The organism is Streptomyces sp. NPDC005811 (assembly GCF_040630405.1).
Lineage (GTDB): Bacteria > Actinomycetota > Actinomycetes > Streptomycetales > Streptomycetaceae > Streptomyces.
The window spans coordinates 43,762-63,957 of sequence record NZ_JBEXXK010000067.1; the positions used below are offsets into that span (position 1 = coordinate 43,762).

10 protein-coding genes are annotated in these 20,196 nt (G+C 74.1%); 7 read left to right on the forward strand and 3 right to left on the reverse strand.

All coding sequences use genetic code 11. The features are described from left to right. Nucleotides 1-17 precede the first annotated feature (17 nt). Nucleotides 18-2,900 (forward strand): AAA family ATPase, encoded by a 2,883-nt coding sequence (locus tag ABZ490_RS44840; protein WP_359004175.1) that lies wholly within the window; start codon nt 18-20, stop codon nt 2,898-2,900. A gap of 51 nt (nt 2,901-2,951) precedes the next feature. Here the strand turns inward: ABZ490_RS44840 and ABZ490_RS44845 are convergent, their stop codons facing one another. Next, a complete protein-coding gene (locus tag ABZ490_RS44845) occupies nt 2,952-3,722 on the reverse strand; it encodes a thioesterase II family protein (protein ID WP_359004178.1) in 771 nt (256 codons plus the stop codon). Nucleotides 3,723-4,016: 294 nt separating this feature from the next. On the opposite strand from ABZ490_RS44845, the gene ABZ490_RS44850 reads away from it, so the two are divergent. From ABZ490_RS44850 to ABZ490_RS44875, 6 genes are all read left to right on the forward strand, one after another. Beyond that, complete coding sequence (locus ABZ490_RS44850; protein ID WP_359004181.1) at nt 4,017-4,868, forward strand: metallophosphoesterase; 852 nt, start codon at nt 4,017-4,019, stop codon at nt 4,866-4,868. Beyond that, nucleotides 4,865-5,623, forward strand: a complete 759-nt coding sequence (locus ABZ490_RS44855; protein ID WP_359004184.1) for a 4'-phosphopantetheinyl transferase superfamily protein — start codon at nt 4,865-4,867, stop codon at nt 5,621-5,623. Before ABZ490_RS44850 ends, ABZ490_RS44855 begins: the two co-directional genes overlap by 4 nt. 108 nt (nt 5,624-5,731) lie before the next feature. After that, nucleotides 5,732-7,216 carry an NDP-hexose 2,3-dehydratase family protein gene (locus ABZ490_RS44860; RefSeq protein ID WP_359004187.1) on the forward strand — a complete coding sequence of 495 codons (1,485 nt, stop codon included), beginning with the start codon at nt 5,732-5,734 and terminating at the stop codon, nt 7,214-7,216. Next, on the forward strand, nt 7,200-7,982 hold the full coding sequence (locus tag ABZ490_RS44865; RefSeq protein WP_359004190.1) for an NAD-dependent epimerase/dehydratase family protein: 783 nt from the start codon (nt 7,200-7,202) through the stop codon (nt 7,980-7,982). Before ABZ490_RS44860 ends, ABZ490_RS44865 begins: the two co-directional genes overlap by 17 nt. Nucleotides 7,983-8,064: 82 nt before the next feature. Next, entirely contained in the window at nt 8,065-9,033 is a 969-nt protein-coding gene (locus tag ABZ490_RS44870) for an ABC transporter ATP-binding protein (protein ID WP_359004193.1), read from the forward strand. A 3-nt stretch (nt 9,034-9,036) separates the two neighbouring features. Continuing rightward, the gene (locus ABZ490_RS44875; RefSeq protein WP_359004196.1) at nt 9,037-9,804 is read left to right on the forward strand and encodes an ABC transporter permease subunit; all 768 of its coding nucleotides are present in this window, start codon (nt 9,037-9,039) and stop codon (nt 9,802-9,804) included. Nucleotides 9,805-9,868: 64 nt separating this feature from the next. Here ABZ490_RS44875 and ABZ490_RS44880 read toward each other — a convergent pair whose 3' ends face one another. Both ABZ490_RS44880 and ABZ490_RS44885 read right to left on the reverse strand, forming a co-directional pair. Continuing rightward, a complete protein-coding gene (locus tag ABZ490_RS44880) occupies nt 9,869-10,915 on the reverse strand; it encodes a ketoacyl-ACP synthase III family protein (protein ID WP_359004199.1) in 1,047 nt (348 codons plus the stop codon). After that, nucleotides 10,912-20,184: a type I polyketide synthase gene (locus ABZ490_RS44885; RefSeq protein WP_359004202.1), complete on the reverse strand. Its 9,273-nt coding sequence runs from the start codon at nt 20,182-20,184 to the stop codon at nt 10,912-10,914. The genes ABZ490_RS44880 and ABZ490_RS44885 overlap by 4 nt, the downstream gene beginning before the upstream one ends. Nucleotides 20,185-20,196: the final 12 nt, after the last annotated feature.

A 20,196-nucleotide genomic window follows, 5' to 3' on the forward strand; every position in this document is an offset into this window, starting at 1 on the left:
GCAAGGAGGCCGCTGGCATGCTGCTCGAGCGGCAGAACGAACTGCAAGAGGCGGCCGAGGCTCTCCGGCTCGCCGCGCACGGCAATGGATCCATGGTCGTGATCAGCGGTCCGCCCGGAATCGGCAAGTCGGCCGTCCTGTCGGAGATCGGTGAACTCGCCGCGGGCCTGGCCACCGGCCCGGTGGCCGGCTCCGCGGCGCCCGGCCGCCCCCTGGTGATGCGTGCCTATGCGGCTCCCTCGGAGCGTTCCTTCTCCTTGGGTGTCACCCGCCAACTGCTGGAACCGGTGCTCAAGTCGGGTGCGTTCGTCGGCAGATGGTGCTCGGGGCCCGCCCGGCCCGCGCTCGCCTTCCTCCAGGGCGACCCCGAGTCGCCCCGGCAGCATTCGGCGACGACGGTCCGCGCTCTGCTGTCCATGGTGGAGAACATGAGCCAGGACCGCACCCCGGTCCTGCTCATCGACGATCTTCACTGGGCGGACGAGGGCACGCTGGACTGGCTGGACCAGTTGGCGCACCAGGTGCCCCATCGGGGAATCCTGGTCGCCGCGACCGTCTGCGAGGGAGAACCCGCGGCGGAGCCGCCCGGTGTCCGTCCGGTCGCCGCCGCCGAGCACACCCTGTTCCCGGCCCCGCTCGGCACGGCGTCGGTGGACGCCCTGATCCTGGAGCGCCTGGGTGTGGCGGCCGACGCCGAGTTCACCGCCGCGTGTCACGACGCCACGCGCGGGAATCCGCTGCACCTGGTCTCGCTTCTCCAGGAATGTCAATCCCGCGGCATCGCCCCGGTGGCGGCCGAGGCGCCGAAGGTGGCCACGCTGGTGCCGCCGGCCCTGCGCCGGCGGCTGCTGCTGTGTCTTCGGGAACAGCCGCCGTCCGTGCTGACCGCGGCTCGCGCGTTGCAGGTCCTCGGGGACGAGGCCGATCCGGAGGTGGTGGGTGAACTGGCCGGTCTCGACCGGGTGGACCGGGAGGCCAGTCTCTGGCGGCTGCGCCGGCTGACACTGCTCGTCCGTCGGGGCACCACTCTCGGACTGGCCCATCGGGCGGTGCACGAGGTGATCGAGGACTCCACGCCACCGGGCGAACGCAACCGGCTGCATCTGAGGGCCGCCGCACTGCTGCGTTACCGGGGCAGTACGCCCGAGCGGGTGGCCGGCCATCTCCTCGCCACCACCGCCCCGCTGGACGACGACTCGATGACGGCGCTGCGCAGCGCCGCCGAGGCGGCCACGCTGCGCGGGGCCCCGGAGACGGCGGCGCGTTATCTGCGCCGGGCGCTGCGCGACGTACCACCGCACAGCGAGGAGCGTGCCCTGTTGCTCGTGGAACTGGCGACGGTGGAGCGCAGTTTCGCACCGTCGGTGGCGGTCCGGCACATCACCCAGGCGTTCCCGCTCCTGACCGGCGCCCGGGCCCGGGCCGAGGCGCTGCTGACGCTGACCCCGGTGGCGACCGGTGCCACGCTGCTGTCGCTGGGGGACGTGATGCGGCAGACGGCGCAGGAGCTGACCGCCGCAGAGGCACGGACGACCGGCCGGCAGTCGCTGCAACCGCTGCTGGAGGCCCGGCTGCACCATCTCTGCGACATCGATCCGTCGGTGCTCGCGTCGGCCGCGGACCGGCTGACCGGACTGGGCCGGCGGCCGGACATGTCGCACGCGGGCCAGCGGGAGTTGCTGGTGGCTCTGCTGTACACCCTGACGGTGTCCGCCGCGCTGCCCGCCGCGCAGATCAGGACGCTCGCGGCCCGGGTACGGGAACACGAGCCGGCGCGCGCGGCCCATGTGCACACCATGCTGCCGCTGGTGGTGCCGGTCTCGGTCACCGTCGACTCGACCGCCGGACTGATGCCCTGGCTGGACACGGCCCTGGCCGACGCGGAGCGCCGGGGCGGTCTGCTGGAACAGTCGGTGGTGCTCAGTGAGCAGGCGCTGGTCCTGCTCGCCCAGGGCAGGCTGACGGCCGCGCGGGAACGGGCGGTGCGAGCCTGCTCGGTGATCGGAACCGAGGAGGCGAGCACGCTCTCGATCATCGCCCTGGTCATGGTGGCGCTGCGCACCCGCGAGGCGGAACTGCTCGACGGGCTGCCGGAACGGATCCGCGCGGTGCACGAGAACTGTGTGCTGACCGGGCTGCTCACCATGGTGCGGGGCATGCAGGCGGAACGGCGGCACGAGCCGGCCATGGCCGTGGAGTACTTCCTCGACGCCGAGTACGCCCTGGATCGCACCGGCTGGCGCAATCCGGTGCTGGCGCCGGCGGCGTACTGGGCGGCGCGCGCCTTGCACTGTGCGGGCGAGGCCGAGCGAGCCGAGCAGGTGTGCGAGCGGCATCTCGAACAGGCACGGGCCTGGGGTGCCCCCTCGGGGCTCGGCCGCGCGCTGGCGCTCCAGGCGGCCGTGACGGGCGCGGCCTCGGCACCGAGGCTGCTGCGGGAGGCCGCCGGGGTGCTGGAGGGCTCCTCCGATCTCCTCACGAGGGCGTCGGTTCTGCTGCGGCTCGCGGAGGCGGTGGCGCCCCGCCATGCCGCGGAGGCGGAGGCGGCGCTGCGCACGTCGTACGAGCTGGCCGTGGAGTGCGGCGCGTCGCGGATCGCGGCTCGCGCGCAGGAGCTGCTGGGACCGGCGGCGGCCGGTGTCCCGACGCGGGGGCGGCTGACGGCGGCGGAGCGGATGGTGGCGCGGATGGCCGTGGAGGGTCTGACCAACCAGGCCATCGCGGACACCCTCGGTGTCTCCCGGCGGGCCGTGGAGAAACATCTGACGAGCTGCTACCGCAAGATGTCCACGTCGGGCCGTTCCGGGCTCGCGAGCGCCCTCGAGGAAGCGGTCCTGCTGGACCCGACGGGCCCGTCGGGTCCGCCCGCCGAAACGATCCGCCCGCAGGGAGCGGCCTGACCGCGCGGCGGGTGGTGGGCGACGGGCGGCCGCTCGCAGGGGGAACGCCGGTCAGGTGTCCTGGAGCGCGGTCCGTGCGGTGAAGTGGTCGTCGAGCGCCTTCAGCACGTCCGCGGCACGGCTGTTGAGGTAGAAGTGGCCGCCCGGCATGATGCGCAGGTCGAAGTCCGCGGTGGTGTGCTTCTCCCAGTCCTGGGCCTCGTCGACGGACGTCTTGGGGTCGCTGTCGCCGACGAGCGCGGTGACCGGGCACTCCACCGTGGCGCCGGGAGCGGACCGGTAGGTCTCCACGGCCCGGTAGTCGCCGCGGAGCGCCGGGAGGATCATGCGGATCAGTTCCTCGTCCCCCAGCAGCCGGTCGTCGGTGCCGCTCATCGACTTGACCTCGGCGATGATGCCGTCGTCGTCACGGCGGTGGACGTTCTCGTCGCGGTGACGGGAAGGGGCACGCCGGCCCGAGGCGAAGAGCCGTACCGGGCCGCCGCCCTCCCGTTCGAACCGCCGGGCGACCTCGAAGGCGACGAGCGCGCCCATGCTGTGCCCGAAGAAGGTCAGCGGGCGGTCGTCCCAGCCGCGCAGCGCCTGGTGCACCTGGTCCGCCAGGGTGCCGATGTCGTCGATCAGCGGCTCGTTGCGCCGGTCCTGACGGCCCGGGTACTGCACGGCGACGACATCGACGCGCGGGCTGAGCGCGGTGGCCACGGGCCGGTAGTAGCTGGCCGAGCCGCCGGCGTGGGGGAAGCAGACCAGGCGGTGGGCGGCCTCGGGGGCCGGGTCGAACCTCCGGCACCACAGGCCGTCGTCTGCGGGGAAAGCACTCACGCTGTTCGTCCGTCCTCTGTCAGTGGATTGCGTCGCTCCGGATCACGGGCGTGCTCCTCAGGGGGTGTGTCGCCACTATCGGGCACGTCCGGCCCGTGCCGGCCCCGGCGGCGGGAAGTCTGGTCGTTTCCCCCGTAGTTGGGCCCGTGGGGCGGCTGAGCGTTGTGCGGCGGGAGAGGAGGGTGGCATAAAGCTGAGCGCCGGACGCGCATCCGAGGCGCCGGACCGCCAGCAAGGAGCTCCCATGCCCACCACCACCGATCCGCGGCCCGTGACGGGCGAGGCAGCACAACGGTGAGCCATGTGCCGGGCGGCAGGCTCTACGCGGTCAGTGACCTGCACGTCGCCTATGAGCAGAACCGTGCCGTCGTGCGGCGGCTGCGCCCGTCCGATCCCTCCGACTGGCTGATCGTCGCGGGGGACATCGGGGAGCTGACGGCGGACGTCGAGTGGGTGCTGCGGCTGCTCGCGGAGCGGTTCTCGACCGTGGTGTGGGTACCGGGCAACCACGAGCTGTGGACGCACCCCGACGATCCGGTGCCCCTGCGCGGCGAGGCCCGCTATCGCAGCCTGGTCGAACTGTGCCGGTCGCTGGGCGTGCTGACCCCGGAGGACCCGTACGTCCAGTGGCCCGGACCGGACGGGCCGGTGGTGATCGCGCCGCTGTTCCTGCTGTACGACTACTCCTTCCTGCCGCCGGGCGCCACCGGCACCGCCGATGGGCTGGCCCGGGCGGAGAAGGCGGGGGTGGTCGCGACCGACGAGTTCCTGCTGCACAGCGACCCCTACCCGGACCGCGCGGCCTGGTGCCGGGCCCGGGTGGCGTACACCCGCGGGCGGCTGGACGCCTGTCCGCCCGATCTGCCGACCGTGCTGGTGAACCACTTCCCGCTGGTCCGCGAGCCCACCCGCATCCTGCGGTACCCGGAGTTCGCGCTGTGGTGCGGGACCACCGCCACCCACGACTGGCACCGGCGCTACCGGGCGGCCACCGTCGTCTACGGCCATCTGCACATCCCCCGCACCACCTGGCACGACGGGGTACCGCACCGCGAGGTGTCACTGGGGTACCCGCGCGAGTGGCAGGCCCGCGGCATGCCCGATCCGTTGCTGCGCGAGATACTGCCCCGGCGAGGTGCCCGATGACGTCGCTGATGCGCCGCCTGCTGCCGGACACGGTCGAAGTGACCGAGGTGCGGGGGGAGTTGACCACACCTCCGCTGTTCGCGGAGGAGGAGGCGGTGGTGGCGCGGGCCGTGGACAAGCGCCGGCGAGAGTTCGCCACCGGGCGGCGCTGCGCCCGTCTGTCGCTGGCCGCGCTGGGACTCGCGGCGCAACCGCTGCTGCCCGGTCCGCGGGGAGAGCCCGGCTGGCCCGCCGGAGTGGTCGGCGCGCTGTCCCACTGCGAGGGCTACCGGGTGGCGGCGGTCGCCCGCGCCACCGATCTGGCGGCGCTGGGCGTCGACGCCGAGACGGCGGCCCGGCTGCCGGACGGTGTGCTGGAGGCGGTGTCGCTGCCCGAGGAGCGCGACGACCTCGCCCGGCACGGGCGGACGGCACCGGAAGTGCCCTGGGACCGGCTGCTGTTCAGCGCCAAGGAATCCGTCTACAAGGTGTGGTTCCCGCTCGCCCGCCGACCGCTGGGGTTCGAGGAGGCGCGGCTGCGCTTCACCCGGGAGCGGGACGTCGCCGGCGCGGCGTGCGGCACGTTCGAGGTCGGGCTGCTCGTGCCGATTCCCCCGGAATTCTCGGCTCCGGTGGGCGGCGCCGGGCTCACCGGCCGATGGCTGGTCGCTGACGGGCTGGTGCTGACCGCGCTGGCGCCCGCCGCGCGCCGGTCCGGTGACGGGCCGGGCCCCGTCGAGCCGACCGGCCGGGCCGCGGTCCGGCACCCGGGGTGACGGTCCGCCCCGGCATCTGACGCCCCCGCGTCGGCCCCTGGCTCCACAGGCCCCCAGGCAGTTGCCGGGGGCGCCTCGATCCGATGACGATCCGATGGAGAGGCAGCGATGCCCCAGCTCAACACGACCGGTCCCGAGCCCGACACCGACGCGGTCCTCGCCGCCCGGCTGGCCCTCTCCGCGACGGCCGTCGGGGGCGAGGTGATGTCCGACGTCGAGTTCTTCGACTGGTTCGACCAGCGCCGCCGCACCCACAGCCAGCGGGTGCGCCGCAGCACCTTCGCCGACATGTCCGGCTGGGACTTCGTCCCGGACACCGGCGATCTGGCGCATCGCAGCGGGCGGTTCTTCACCGTGCGCGGTATGCGGGTGCGCACCGACTTCGGTCCGGTGCCGGAGTGGACCCAGCCGATCATCAGGCAGCCGGAGATAGGCATCCTCGGTCTCGCGGTCCGCGAGACCAACGGGGTGCTGCACTGCCTGATGCAGGCCAAGTCCGAGCCGGGCAATGTCAACGGGGTGCAGCTGTCGCCGACGGTGCAGGCCACCAGGAGCAACTACACCAGGGTGCACGGTGGTGCGTCGGTGCCCTATCTGGACTGCTTCCGGGAGCCGGAGGCGGAAGGCCGTCGGGTGCTGGCCGATGTCCTCCAGTCCGAGCAGGGCTCGTGGTTCTTCTGCAAACGCAACCGCAACATGATCGTGGAGGTGGGTCCGCAGGTGGAGGCGGGCGAGGACTTCTGCTGGTTGACACTGCGTCAGGTCAACGCGCTGCTGCACTACGAGAACCTGGTCAACATGGACGCGCGCACGGTGCTCTCCTGCCTGCCGGACTGGCACCACGGCGCCGGACCGGCCACCGGCGTCCACTCGGACGTGGCGATCCGCAGCTGGATCACCACACAGCAGAGCGAACGCGAGGTCAGCGCCTCCCTGTTGCCCCTGAGCGAGGTCGAGGGACGCGACTGGTTCCGCGCGGAGGACCGCATCTCCCACGAACGGGGCCTGTTCTTCAGCATCGTGCCGGTGGACGTCCTGTCCAACTCGCGTGAGGTGACCTCCTGGTCGCAGCCGCTGCTCGAACCGCACGGCATCGGCGTGGTGGCGATGCTGGTGCGCCGGATCGACGGCGTGCCGCACTGTCTGGTGCACGCCCGGGTGGAACCGGGCTATCTCGACGTGGTCGAACTCGGCCCCACCGTGCAGTGCACCCCCGAGAACTACGCCCATCTGCCGGTGTCGGCCCACCCCCGCTTCCTCGACCTGGTCACGGAGGCCCGTCCGGAGCAGGTGCTGTTCGACACGGTGCTCTCCGAGGAGGGCGGCCGGTTCCTGAACGCGCAGAACCGGTACCTGATCATCGAGGTGGACGACGGCGTGCCCGCCGAGGTCCCCGGCGACTACCGCTGGGTGACCCTGCGCCAGCTCGGGGAGCTGCTGAAGTACAGCCACTACGTGAATGTGCAGGCGAGGACGCTGGTCGCGGCCCTGCGCAGCGTCGCGGGGATCTCCCCCGGCCTGCCCCTGGCGGGCGTCGGCGGAGCCACGGCGGTCGCCGCCGGGGAGGGGGCCGGCGGTGCGGATCATCGGTGACGGTTTCCTGGCCCGCAACCTGGGTGAGGCCTTCGGGGACCGTTTCCCCGACGTGACCGCGATCGCCTCCGGGGTCTCCAGCACGGCCACCACGGCACCCTCCGAGTACGACCGTGAGGCCGGGCTCCTCTACGAGGTCCTGGAGGAGTGCCGGACGGCCGGCCGCAGGCTGCTGTTCCTCTCCACCGCCTCCTTCTCCATGTACGGCTTCACGGACGAGGCGGTGAGCGAGGCCGGCCCCCTGCGGCCACCGACCACGTACGGCCGGCACAAGCTGGCGCTGGAGAGCGTCGTGCGTTCCTCGGGCGTCGACCACCTGATCCTGCGGGTGAGCCACGCGGTGGGCCACCATCAGAGGCCGCACCAACTGCTGCCGACCCTCGTACGGCATGTCTCGGAGGGCCGGGTGACGGTCCATCAGGGAGCCCACCGGGACCTGCTGGACGTACGGGATCTCGTGCACGCGGTCGACAGGCTGCTGGCGGACGGCGTGTCCGGCGAGGTGGTGAACGTGGCTTCGGGCGTCCCGCAGCCGGTGGAGGCGATCGTGGCGGCCATCGAGGACCGTCTCGGTGTCACGGCCCACCGTGTGCTCCGCCCCGGCCCGACAGCCGTCACGCGGGCGGCCGTCGGACGCCTTCGGCAGTTGGTGCCGGACTTCCGTGCCGCGTTCGCGGATCCGGAGTATCTGGGCGCGCTGCTCGACGCGTATCTGCCGTACTACACCGCCCCGTCGCGGGACCTGACGGCGCTTCCCTCGCGATGACCGCGCCGCAGTCTGGGAGAACCCCTAGACAAATCCCCATCGGTACCGGTTGGAGGCGGTGGCTCCGCCTAGCGTGGACCACATGATCGAGCTTGCAGGAGTGACCAAGCGGTACGGCGAGAAGGTGGTGGTCGACGACCTCACCTTCACCGTCCGGCCAGGCTGTGTCACCGGTTTCCTCGGCCCCAACGGAGCGGGCAAGTCCACCACGATGCGGATGATGCTCGGTCTGGACCGCCCCACGGGCGGCCGGGTCCTCATCGACGGCGAGCCCTACGCCCGGCTGAGGCAACCGCTGCGCCGCATCGGCGCCCTGCTCGACGCAAAGGCGATGCACGGCGGCCGGAGCGCGTACCAGAACCTCAGGTGTCTGGCCCTCAGCAACGACATACCGCTGTCACGGGTCGACGAGGTGCTCGAGGAGGTCGGGCTCGGCGCGGTGGCCACGAAGCGGCCCAAGGGCTTCTCGCTGGGCATGGGGCAGCGGCTCGGTATCGCCGCGGCGCTGCTCGGTGATCCGGAGATCGTGATGCTGGACGAGCCGGTCAACGGACTCGACCCCGAAGGCATCCACTGGATCCGGACCCTGATGAAACGGCTCGCGTCGGAAGGCCGCACGGTGTTCGTCTCCAGCCATCTGATGAGCGAGATGGCGCTGACCGCCGATCACCTGGTCGTCATCGGCCGCGGCAGGCTGCTCGCCGACACCGGCATGCAGGAGTTCATCGACCACAACTCCCGTTCGTCCGTACGGATCCGCACCCCCGAGCCGGAGAAGCTGCGGGACGTCCTCGAGGCGGCCGGCATCACGGCCACCGAGAACGCCGCGGGGGCCTTCGAGGTGACCGGGACCCCGGCGGAGCGGCTCGGTGAGCTGGCCCTGGAGCACAGCGTCCTGCTGCACGAACTGAGCCCGCAGCACGCCTCGCTGGAAGAGGCGTTCATCGCCCTGACCGGTGAGGCGGCCGAGTACCGCACGGGCGCGCCCGCCGCCGACGGCGCGTCGAGCGCCGGCGAGAACACGCCGAAGACCACCGGAACGGAGTCCTGACCCATGTCCGCACCCACCGCGACCCTGCGCTCCGAGTGGGCCAAACTCACCACCGTCCGCTCCACGGGGTGGACCCTGTTCGCCGCGTTCGCCGTGACCGTGGCCTTCGGCACGCTGGTGAGCGCGCTCTCCAACGCCAACTACGACGACCTCTCGGAGCAGGACAAGCTCGCCTTCGACGCCGCCGGGACCAGCTTCACCGGCGGCCTCCTCGGCCAGCTGGCGTTGATCGCGTTCGGGGTCATGGTCATCGGCGGCGAGTACAGCACCGGCGCGATCCGCAACTCGCTGGCGGCGGTGCCGCGGCGCGGCCTCCTCTACGCCGGCAAGGTGACGGTGGCGGCGGGGGCCGCCCTCGTCGTCAGCATCGCCACCAGCTTCGTGACCTTCTTCGCCGGGCAGGCCGTGCTCGGGTCGCACAGCACCACCATCGGCGCGCACAACGTGCTCCGCGCGACCCTGGGCGCGGGGCTCTACATGACGCTGATGGCCGTGTTCTCGATGGGCGTGGCCACCATGCTGCGCAGCTCCATGCTGTCCATGGGCATCCTGATGCCGTTCTTCTTCCTCGTCACCCAGATCCTCGCCTCGGTGCCGGGCGCGAAGAAGGTGGCGCACTACCTTCCCGACCAGGCCGGTGAGGCGATGGCGCGGGTGGTGCCGAGGTCGGACGTGCCCTACGGGCCGGGCGGCGGTCTGGTCATCATGCTGCTGTGGGTGGCCGCGGCGGTGCTCGGCGGGTACCTCGTGCTGCGCAACCGGGACGCGTGACCGGGACGCGTGACCTTCCCGGAGGACCCGGCACCACGTCCGCGTGGTGCCGGGTCCTTCTGCGTCAGGCCTGGGCCCAGTCCGGGATCTCCAGAACGGTCAGCACGGCCGAGGTGGAGACCCAGCCGGCCGCCGACGTCGTCATGAGGATGTTGTCGCCCGGCGACACCAGCCCGTTGACGAGCAGGTGGTTGAGGGAGACCGCCATGTCACAGGCGCCCATGTGCCCGTACTCCTTGCCGAAGTGGGCGGTGGAGCGCGACATCGGCAGACCCAGCGGCTGCATCTTCGTCTGCTCGACCATGAGGGAGTCGCTGTTCGCGGCGACCACCCAGCGCAGGTCCGACGCGTTGAGCCCGGCGTCGACCAGCGAGCGGTGCACCAGATCCAGCTCGAAGTCCCTGATCATCTCCATGCACTTGTCGAGCGGCATCACGTGCTGGTTGAAGTACATCAGCAGGTCCAGCGTGCCGGAGGCCTTGCGCTCCTCCCCGCGGAACGGCAGCAGCGACTCCTCCCCGCGGTGCCACTGCTCCAGCTCCGGCATGGTGCCGGAGTTCACCGCCCGCAGCGCCGCGAACCCGCTCTCACCGCTGAGCAGGACGGCGGCGCCGCCGTCGCTGGCGGTGAAGCCGGTGCCGAAGCCGCGCCACCGGTCGATCTGCGGGCTGGTGAAGTTCTCCGCGGCCGTCACCAGCGCGGTCTCGGCGCCCGCGGCGCCCGTCAGTTGTCCGACGGCGACCTCGATCCCGGCCAGCAGCCCGTTGGAGTGCTGTCGCACGTCCGTGCTCGCCACTCCGCTCGCACCGAGCTCCCGCAGCACGTACCCGGGCGGGTAGAAGCCCTCGGGGCCGTGCTGGACAGCGGTGCAGTGCACATGGAAGTCGAGGTCGTCGATCTCGTTGCCGGACCGGCGGAACGCGTTCCGGGCGGCGCGTACGGCCATGTCCAGCGCGGGCAGGTCGCCGGCGATGTAGGCGGTGGTGAGGCCGGTGGCGTACTGGATGGAGAACTCGTCGTAGAGACCCTGCTCGACGGCCTCCTCGACGGTCACCCGCTGCTCCGGGATGTACACCCCGACCGTGTCGACATAGACGCCGTTGGTCTTCATCTGTGGTTGTTCTCCTTGGTTGTCGTCAGCAGTTCGTCTTTGAGGCGCGACACCAGCAGTACGGGCGTGTCGGCCTCGAACAGCAGCGCGGCGGGCAGCCGGAGCCCCGTGGTCTCGCGCAGCCGGTTCCGCAGGGCGAAGGCGGTGAGCGAGTTGAGGCCGATGTCGCGGAAGGCACGGGTGTCCTCGACGGCTTCGGGCGAGGCGTAGTCGAGCACCGCCGCGACATCGGCGCGCACGAGGTCCATGAGGACGGCGTCGCGCTCCGCGTCGGTCAGCGCGGCGAGGCGGCGCCGGAGCATGCTGAGGGCGCCCGCGTCCCCCGGCCGGCCGGCCCGGCGTCGCGCCGGTGGTCCGGCCAGGCCCCGCAGCGGGGCCGGCAGGCTCGCGTCACCCGACCGGCCGCGGAGCGTCCCGGTGTCCGGACGGAGCAGGACGGCGGTGGGGGCGTCCGCTGCGCAGGCGGCGTCGAACAGGTCCCGGCAGGCGGCCGCGGACAGCAGTCCGACCCCCTTCGGCGCCGCGCCCGCGGCCCGGTCCTGGCCGTCCCAGGGGCCCCAGGCCACCGACAGCCCCGGCAGTCCCTCGGCATGGCGGCGCCGGGCGAGCGCGTCGAGAAAGGCGCCCAGGGCGGCCTCGTCGTCCCGCCCCGCGGCCCCCAGGGTGCCGGCGGCGGACGAGAGGAGGACCAGGGGCACCGCGGCGGGGCCGGTCCGGCCGGGCGCGGTCAGCTCCGCGAGGTGCAGGGCCGCCCTCAGCTCCGCCTCCAGCATCGGCTCCGCGTCCGCGCCGTCCTCCTCGCGGCGCTGCGGCACCTGGGCCGCGTGCACGACGGCGGTCAACGGGTGCCCGGCCGGCAGCGCGGCAAGGAACGCGGCCGGTGCCCCCGGGGAGGCCGGGTCGTACGCGGCGACGGTCACCTCGGCACCGCGCTCGGTCAGTTCCGCCTCGAGCCGGACGAGTTCGTCCGCCCGGCCCGGGGCGGCGAGCAGCAGGCGGCGCACGTCCCATCGGTCCACCAGGTGCCGCGCGATCTCGGCGCCGACGGCGCGGTCGGCTCCGGTGACCAGGACGGTCCCCTGCGGGTCGACGGGCAGCAACCCCACACCGTCGTCGGCGCGGGTGGGCACAGGGGCCAGTCGCGGAACGCGTACCGAGCCCTGGACCAGGGCCAGTTGGGGCTCCCTCAGGGCCAGCGCCGCCGCCAGGAGCCGCCAGGAGGCGCGCTTGCCGTCCAGATCGGCCAGCACCAACCGGTCGGGGTCGGCCGACTGGGCGGAGCGGATCAGGCCCCAGACGGCGGCGACCGCCGGGTCCGGCGCCCGGGTGCCGTCGTCGGCGAGCGAGCCGGAGGTCAGGACGGTGAGCCGTACGTCGGCGAACCGGTCGTCGGACAGCCACTCCCCCACGAGTCCGGCGACCTCGCGCACCGCGGCCGCACCGGTCGGGTCCGCCGGCCCGGGCACGCAGCCGGTCAGGACCGCCTCGGGCATGGCCGCCCCGGAGTCGAGGGCCTTGGCGAGGGCGGTGAGACTGTCGTACGCCTCGGTGTAGACACCCGCCTTCATCAGCGCGGCGCGGGCGCCGAGCGGATCGGGTCCGACGAGCGCCCAGCGGGGTTTCTCCGCCGGGGCCGCGCACCCGATCTCGGGCCATGCGAGCCGGAGCAGCGGACCGTGGTGTGCAAGGCGTGCGCGGGTGAGCCGTGCCGGGTCGACGGCCCCGAGCCGTATCTCCTCGATCGACGCGACGGGCCGCCCGGTGTCGTCGGCGGCCTGCACGGCGACGGTGTCGGTCCCGGTGCGGGTCAGCCGGACCCGCAGCGACGAGGCGCCGACGGCGTACAGCGTCGTCCCGTGCCAGGCGTCGGGCAGGTACGGCGTGTCGGCGCCGGGGGCCTCCCCGCCGAGGGTGAGGGTGCGCAGGGCCGTGTCCAGCAGCGCCGGGTGCAGACAGAAGGAGGCACCCTCCGGCCGCTGCTCGGCGGTCAGGGCGACCTCGGCGAACAGGTCGTCACCCCTGCGCCACAGACCCAGCAGCCCCTCACCGGACTGCACCGGCAGACCGGCCGGGTCGGCGGGCTCGGCGTCGGCGGGCGGCCAGACCTCCAGGTCGAAGGCGGCCGGGCCGTCCGCGGGGCCCAGCACCGCCCGGGCGTGGCACGTCCAGGGCGTGCCGGGCAGGGCGCCCGCGCGCCGGGAGTACACGCGCAGGAGGCGCTGCCCCGACGGCTCCGCCTCACCGACCGTGACCCGCAGCCGGACCTCGTCCCGTTCGGGCAGGACCAGGGGATCCGCCGCGGTCAGTTCGACGACGCGGTCGCACCCGACCCGTTCGCCGGCCTGAAGGGCGAGTTCGACGAGCACCGTCGCGGGCACGGCCTGCGGGGCGGCGGCGGGGCCGGAGAGCGTGCCGGTCAGCACGAGCCCGCCCGGCTCGGGCAGTTCGACGACCGAGTCCAGCAGCGGGTGCCGGTCCGCCGGGCCCGTGGTGGTGCCGGCGGCGGAGTGGGGGGCGGCGGCCATCCAGTAGGGGCGGCGGTGGAAGGCGTACGTGGGCAGCGGGACCCGGCGTGCCCCGGTGGGTGCCAGCACGGTGTCCCACCGGACCTCGACGCCCCGCACGTGCAGCTGTGCGAGGAGGGGCACGAGGTCGAGCCCGTCCTCGCCGGTGAGCGGCAGCAGGTCCGCACGCGCGTCGTGCCCGGTGCCGCCGTCAGGGGCTTCGCCCGCCCTGTCCGGCCCGCTGAGGACGACCAGTGTGCGGTGGCCGCTGTCCAGCAGCGTTCTCAGCGCCTGCTCGGGCCGGCCGTCGTCCCGCGCCAGACCGGCGGCCCACCGGTCGGCGCCGGTGTCCTCCCCGTCCAGCCAGCCACCGGTCGCGGCCGAGCAGAAGGGCGTGGCGCCGGGCGTGAAGCCGACCGGGGGTGCGGGCTCGTCCGTCGTGCGGGCGTGGTGGACCGCGAGCCGGGCGCCGGCTTCGAGCGGGAGCAGTCCTGCGGCGCAGGCCGCCGCGATCTCGCCGTGTCCCTGGCCGGTCGTCGCCGCGGGCTCGATGCCGTACGAGCGCAGCAGCGCGGTCACCGCGACGGCCACCGCCCAGCCGAGCGGTCCGGCGATCTCCGGCCGGCCCCGCCAGTCGGGTGCGGTGCGTCCGGCCAGGACGTCGGCGGGGGTCCAGTCGACCAGCCCGGACAGGGCCCGTCCGCAGGTCTCCAGGGCCTCGGCGAACACGGGCGCGGAGTCGGCCAGCGGGGCGGCGCTCGCCGTCCACCCGGCGTCGGCGGCCCGGAAGGCGAGGACGAGGGCGGGCTGTGCCGAGCCGGTCGGGGCGGTGCCGCCGGCGACCGCGGCGTCGGGCTCGGTGCCGTCCGCCAGCGCCTTCAGGGTGCGCAGCGCCGTGGCGCGGTCGGGGACGGTGAGCACCGCGCGGTGTTCCAGGGCGGAGCGGGTCGTGGCCAGGGACAGGGCCACGTCCGTCAGCCTCGCCGCCGGTTCCTCCGTCAGGAACGCGTGCAGGCGGGCCGCCTGGCCACGCAGCGCCTCGGCGCTGCGCGCGGACAGCGGCAGGGGGATGCCGCCGGGCGCGTGCGGAGCCCCGGTCCGGGTGCCGTCGGCGGTCCGACCGTCGACAGGGGTGTCGGTACCGTCGGCGGTCCCGTCCCGGGGCGGCTCTTCGATGATCACGTGGGCGTTGGTGCCGCTGATACCGAAGGAGGACACGCCGGCCCGGCGCGGTCGGTCGCCCGGCGGCCAGGCCACGTCCTCACGCAGCAGCTCCACCGCGCCCGACGACCAGTCGACGTGCGGGGAGGGCGGGCCGGTGCGCGGGGTGCGGGGCAGGACGCCGTACCGCATCGCCATGATCATTTTGATGATCCCGCCGGCGCCGGAGGCCGCCTGGGTGTGACCGATGTTGGCCTTCATCGAGCCCAGCCACAGGGGCCGCTCACGCTCCTGCCCGTAGGTGGCGAGGAGGGCCTGTGCCTCGATCGGGTCGCCGAGCGGGGTGCCCGTGCCGTGGGCCTCGACGGCGTCCACGTCGGCGGCGGCGAGTCCGGCGGAGCGCAGCACCTGGCGGATCAGGCGTTGTTGGGCCGGTCCGCTGGGGGCGGTCAGTCCGTTGGAGGCGCCGTCCTGGTTGATGCCGCTGCCGGCGACCCGGGCGAGGACGGTGTGGCCGCGCCGCCGGGCGTCGGAGAGCCGTTCGAGGAGGAGCAGGGCGACGCCCTCGGCCCAGTTGGTGCCGTCGGCGTCGGCCGAGAACGGCTTGCAGCGGCCGTCGGCGGCCAGGGTGCGTTCCCGGCTGAAGGCCAGGTAGGGGTCCGGCTGCGACATGACCGCCACACCGCCGGCGAGCGCCAGGTCGCACTCGCCGGCGCGCAGGGCCTGCGCCGCCAGGTGCAGGGCGACCAGGGAGGACGAGCAGGCGGTGTCCACCGCCACCGAGGGGCCCTCCAGACCGAAGGCGTACGACACCCTGCCCGCGGCCACGTTGCCGGCCGTCCCGCTCTGCATCCCGGAGGCGTAGTCGTGATAGGTCACGCCCGCGAACACGCCGGTGCGGCTGCCCTGGAGGGAGGTGGGGGCGATCCCGGCCCGTTCGAACACCTCCCAGGTGGTCTCCAGCAGCAGTCTCTGCTGCGGGTCCATGGTGAGCGCCTCCCGGGGGGAGATGCCGAAGAGCTCGGCGTCGAACTCGCCCGCGTCGTGAAGGAATCCGGCTTCGCGGACATAGGTGGTGCCGGGGCGGTCGGAGTCCGGGTCGTACAGCGCGTCGAGGTCCCAGCCCCGGTCGGTGGGAAACGGGCCCAGGCCCTCGGCTCCCGCGGCGACCAGACGCCACAGTGCCTCGGGCGAGTCGGCGCCGCCCGGGAAACGGCATCCCATGCCGACGATCACCACGGGGTCGTCGTCGGGCCCGGCGGTGCCGGGGCGGGCGGGGGTGTCCTCGTCCTCGTCCCGCTCCCCGCCCAGGCCCAGTTCCGTCGCCAGGTGCCGGATCAGGGCTGCGGAGGTGGGGTGGTCGTAGACGAGGGTGGCGGGCAGACGCAGTCCGGTCTCCTGCCCGAGCCGGTTGCGCAGGTTCACCGCGGCGAGCGAGTCGAAGCCCAGCTCCTTGAACGGCTTGTCGGAGCCGACGAGGTCGGCACTGTCGTACCCGAGGAGCGCGGCGACCTGGCCGGTGACGAGTTCGGCCACCGCGCGGTGCCGCCGGGCGCGGGGCAGGGAGGCGAGCCTTCGGGCGAATCCACCGCCCTCGCCGTCACCGCCCGCCGCGCCGCGCCGGACGGTGACGCGCAGCAGTCCGCGCAGCAGCGGGGGCAGTTCACCGGTTTCGGCGCGCGAGCGCAGGGCGCGCCGGTCGAGACGCATCGCGAGCAGGAGCGCCCGCTCGGCGGCGAGGCCGGCGTCGAACAGGGACAGGCCCCGCTCGGCGGAGAGGGCGATGACGCCCTGGGCGGCCGCCCTGGCCGTGTGGGCGGGATCCAGGGCGGCGGTCATGCCGCCGAACCGCTCCCACGGTCCCCACGCCAGTGAGGTCGCCGGGAGTCCGGCCGCGCGGCGATGCTGGGCGAGGGCGTCGAGGAAGGTGTTGGCGGCCGCGTAGCCGGCCTGGCCGGGATTGCCGAGCAGGCCCGCCGCGGACGAGAACATCACGAACGCGGAGAGGTTCTGCCGCCGGGTCAGTTCGTGCAGATGGGCGGCGGCGGTGGCCTTGGCGTGGAAGACCGCGGCCAGGCGCTCCGGTGTGAGCGAGGTGAGCAGGCCGTCGTCGAGCACACCGGCGGTGTGCACCACCGCGGTGACCGGGTGCTCGGCCGGGACGGCGGCGAGGAGGGCGGCCAGCGCGGCGCGGTCGGAGACGTCGCACGCCTCGACCGTGACGTCGGCGCCGAGCGCGGTCAGTTCGTCGCGCAGCCCGGCCGCGCCCGGTGCCCCGGCCCCGGACCGGCTGACCAGCAGCAGCCGCCGTACGCCGTGCCCGGCCACCAGATGCCGGGCGGTCAGGGCTCCCAGCCCGCCGGTGCCGCCGGTGATCAGCACGGTCCCCTCGGCTCCGAACGCCGGCGGTGTTCCTTCGGCGGGACGCGGCGCGCGCACGGCCCTGGGCGCCAGGAACACCTCGCCGCGGACGGCGAGTTGGGGCTCATCGCCCTGGAGAGCCGGCAGGGGCGGGGAGTCGGGCGTGTCACGGTCGACGAGGAGGAAGCGGCCGGGGTGCTCCGACTGGGCCGTGCGCACCAGCCCCCAGACGGGGGCGTGGACGAGATCGCGTACGCGGTCCTCGGGCGCGGCCGCCACGGCGTGGCAGGTGAGCACCACCAGCCGGGATGCGTCGAGCCGCTCGTCGCCCAGCCACTCCTGGAGGGTGGCCAGGACGGCGGCGGTCGCGTCCCGGGCGGCCGTGGCGAGACCCGGGCTGTCGTCCGGGAGGTCGGCGGAGGCGACCGGCAGCAGCACGGTCGTGGGAGCCGCTGTGCCCTCGTCCAGGGCGGCCCGCAGCGCGGTGAGGTCCGCGTGGACACGGACGGGGACACCCTGCCGGGCGAGCTGGGCGGCGACGGTCGCGCCGTCCGGGGCGAGCACCGCCCAGTCGCCGTCCCCGCCCGCCGCGATGCCCCGGTCGGCGGTGTGATCGGCCACCGGTGCCCACTCCAGCGCGTACAGCCCGTCGGGCCGCCCGTCGGCGGCCTGCGCGGAGACGGCGGAGAAGGCCAGGGAGACGGAGTCGACGGTGGCCAGCGGCCGCCCGTGGGTGTCCGCCAGGGTGAGCGCGACGCGGTCGGTGCCCGCGCCAGTGACCCGCAGCCTGGCGGCGCCCGCTCCGGTGGCGTGCACGGTCACGCCGTGCCAGCCCTGCGGCAGCGCGACACGGCCCTCGCCCGCCGCGGGCGCGGCCCACAGGACGGTCTGGAGCGCGGCGTCCAGCAGGACGGGGTGGAGGCCGAACGCGGCGGCGTCCGCCTCGCGCGCCTCGTCCGGGACGGCGAGTTCGGCGAAGAGTTCACCGCCGCGGCGCCACAGGGCGCGCACCCCGCGGAAGGCCGGACCGCGGACATGGCCGCGCAGCGCCAGCAGGTCGTACAGCTCGTCCACGTCGACGGGTTCGGCCTGCTCGGGCGGCCAGACGTCGTTCTCCCTCACGTTCGCGGCGGGCCGGGCGGTGGTGGTGGTCGTGAGGATGCCCTCGGCGTGGCAGCGCCAGGGCTGGTCGCCCTCGTCGTCGTCCGGGCGGGAGTGCACCGTCACCGTACGGCGGCCCGTGTCGTCGGCGGCTCCGACCAGGATCTGCATCCGTACCGCGCCCTGCGGGGGCAGCGTGAGCGGGTCACGGAGGGTCAGTGTCTCCAGGACGGTACAGCCGGCCTCGTCGCCCGCCCGTACGGCCAGTTCGACGAGGACGGACGCGGGCAGCCGCGTGCTGCCCGCCTCCTCCAGGTCGGCGAGCCAGGAGGGGGAGCGCACGGACAGCCGCCCGGTGAGGAGCACGCCACCGGCGTCGGCGAGTTCTACGGTGGCACCGAGCAGCGGGTGCCGCGCGGCCCCGAGGCCCGCGGCACGGATCCCGGCGGCGCCGGAGGCCGCGGCGGGCAGCCAGGCGCGGCGCCGCTGGAAGGCGTAGGTCGGCAGCGCTGCCGGCGGGGCGGGGGTGTCCGTGTCCGAGCCCGTGCCCTCGCCGCTGAGGAGGCCGGTCCAGTCGACGTCGGCGCCGCGGGTGTGCAGCGCGGCGAGGGCGGTCTCGAAGGCGCGGGGTCCGGGCTGGTCCTTGTGCAGGGCCGGAACGGCGAGCATCTCGTCCTGGGTCGGCAGGCTCTGCGCCGCGAGGGCGGACAGGGTGCCGTCCGGGCCGAGTTCCAGGCAGCGGGTGACACCCAGGTCGGCCAGGGCGCGGACGCCGTCGGAGAAGCGGACCGCGTGCCGGACGTGCCGCACCCAGTACTCGGGACCGGCCAGGTCGTCGGGGTCGGCCGGGCGGCCCGTGAGGTCGGAGACGACGGTCAGGCGCGGCGGGTGGAACTCCAGGGATTCGGCGATACGCCGGAAGTCGCGCAGCATCGGGTCCATCAGGGGCGAGTGGAAGGCGTGACTCACCCGGAGGGCGGTGGCACGGTGGCCGTCCGCCCGGGCCTGTTCCGCGATCTCCTCGACGTCGGCGGCGACGCCGGCGATCACCGTGGCGCGGGGCGCGTTGACGGCGGCGATGCCGACCCGGTCGGTGCGTCCTTCCAGGAGGGGCAGCACCTCGGCCTCCGGGAGCTGGAGGGAGAGCATGGCGCCGCCTTCAGGGAGCGCCTGCATCAGCCGGCCGCGGGCCACCACCAGCCGGCAGGCGTCGGCGAGGGACCAGACTCCCGCCACATGGGCGGCCGCCAGCTCGCCGATGGAGTGCCCGAGAAGCACGTCGGGACGTACGCCGAAGGACTCGGCGAGCCGGTACAGGGCGACTTCGAGGGCGAACAGCGCGGGCTGGGCGTACTCGGTGCGGTTCAGCAGGTCGGCGTCCGTGCCGAACACCACGTCCTGCAAGGGGCGTGGGAGGGTGGTGTCGACCTGGGCGCACACCTCGTCGAAGGCGTCCGCGAACACCTCGTACGTCGCGTGCAGTTCCCGTCCCATGCCGAGGCGCTGGGAGCCCTGTCCGGCGAAGAGGAAAGCGGTCCGGCCGCTGCCCGAGGCCGAGCCCGTCACCAGGCCGGGCCGGGCGTGACCGGCGGCCAGCGCGTCCAGGCCGCGCAGCAGTTCGTCGTGGTCGGTGCCGAGCACCACCGCGCGCTCCTCGAACACGGACCGGGTGGTCAGCAGCGCGGCGGCGGTGTGTGCCGGATCGCTCACCGGGCGGGACCGCACGAAGTCGGCGAGCCGCCGGGCCTGGTCGCGCAGGGCGGTGGGGGTACGGCCGCTGACCCTCCAGGGCACCGCCCCGGACGGCAGGCGCAGGACCTGCGACGCGTCACCGGGCGCGCCGGTGTCCGCCGTCTCCTCGTCCGGGGCCTGTTCCAGCACGACGTGGGCGTTGGTGCCGGAGACCCCGAACGCGGACACCCCCGCCCGGCGCGGACGGTCCGCCGACCGGGGCCAGTCGGTGTTCTCCCGGACCAGCCCGACGGCACCGGCCGTCCAGTCCACGCGGGTGGTGGGCTCGTCGGCGTGCAGGGTGCGCGGCAGCAGGCCGTTGTTCATGGCCAGCACCATCTTGATCACACCGGCGACACCCGCGGCGGCCTGCGTGTGCCCGATGTTCGACTTCACCGACCCCAGCCACAACGGCCGCTCACG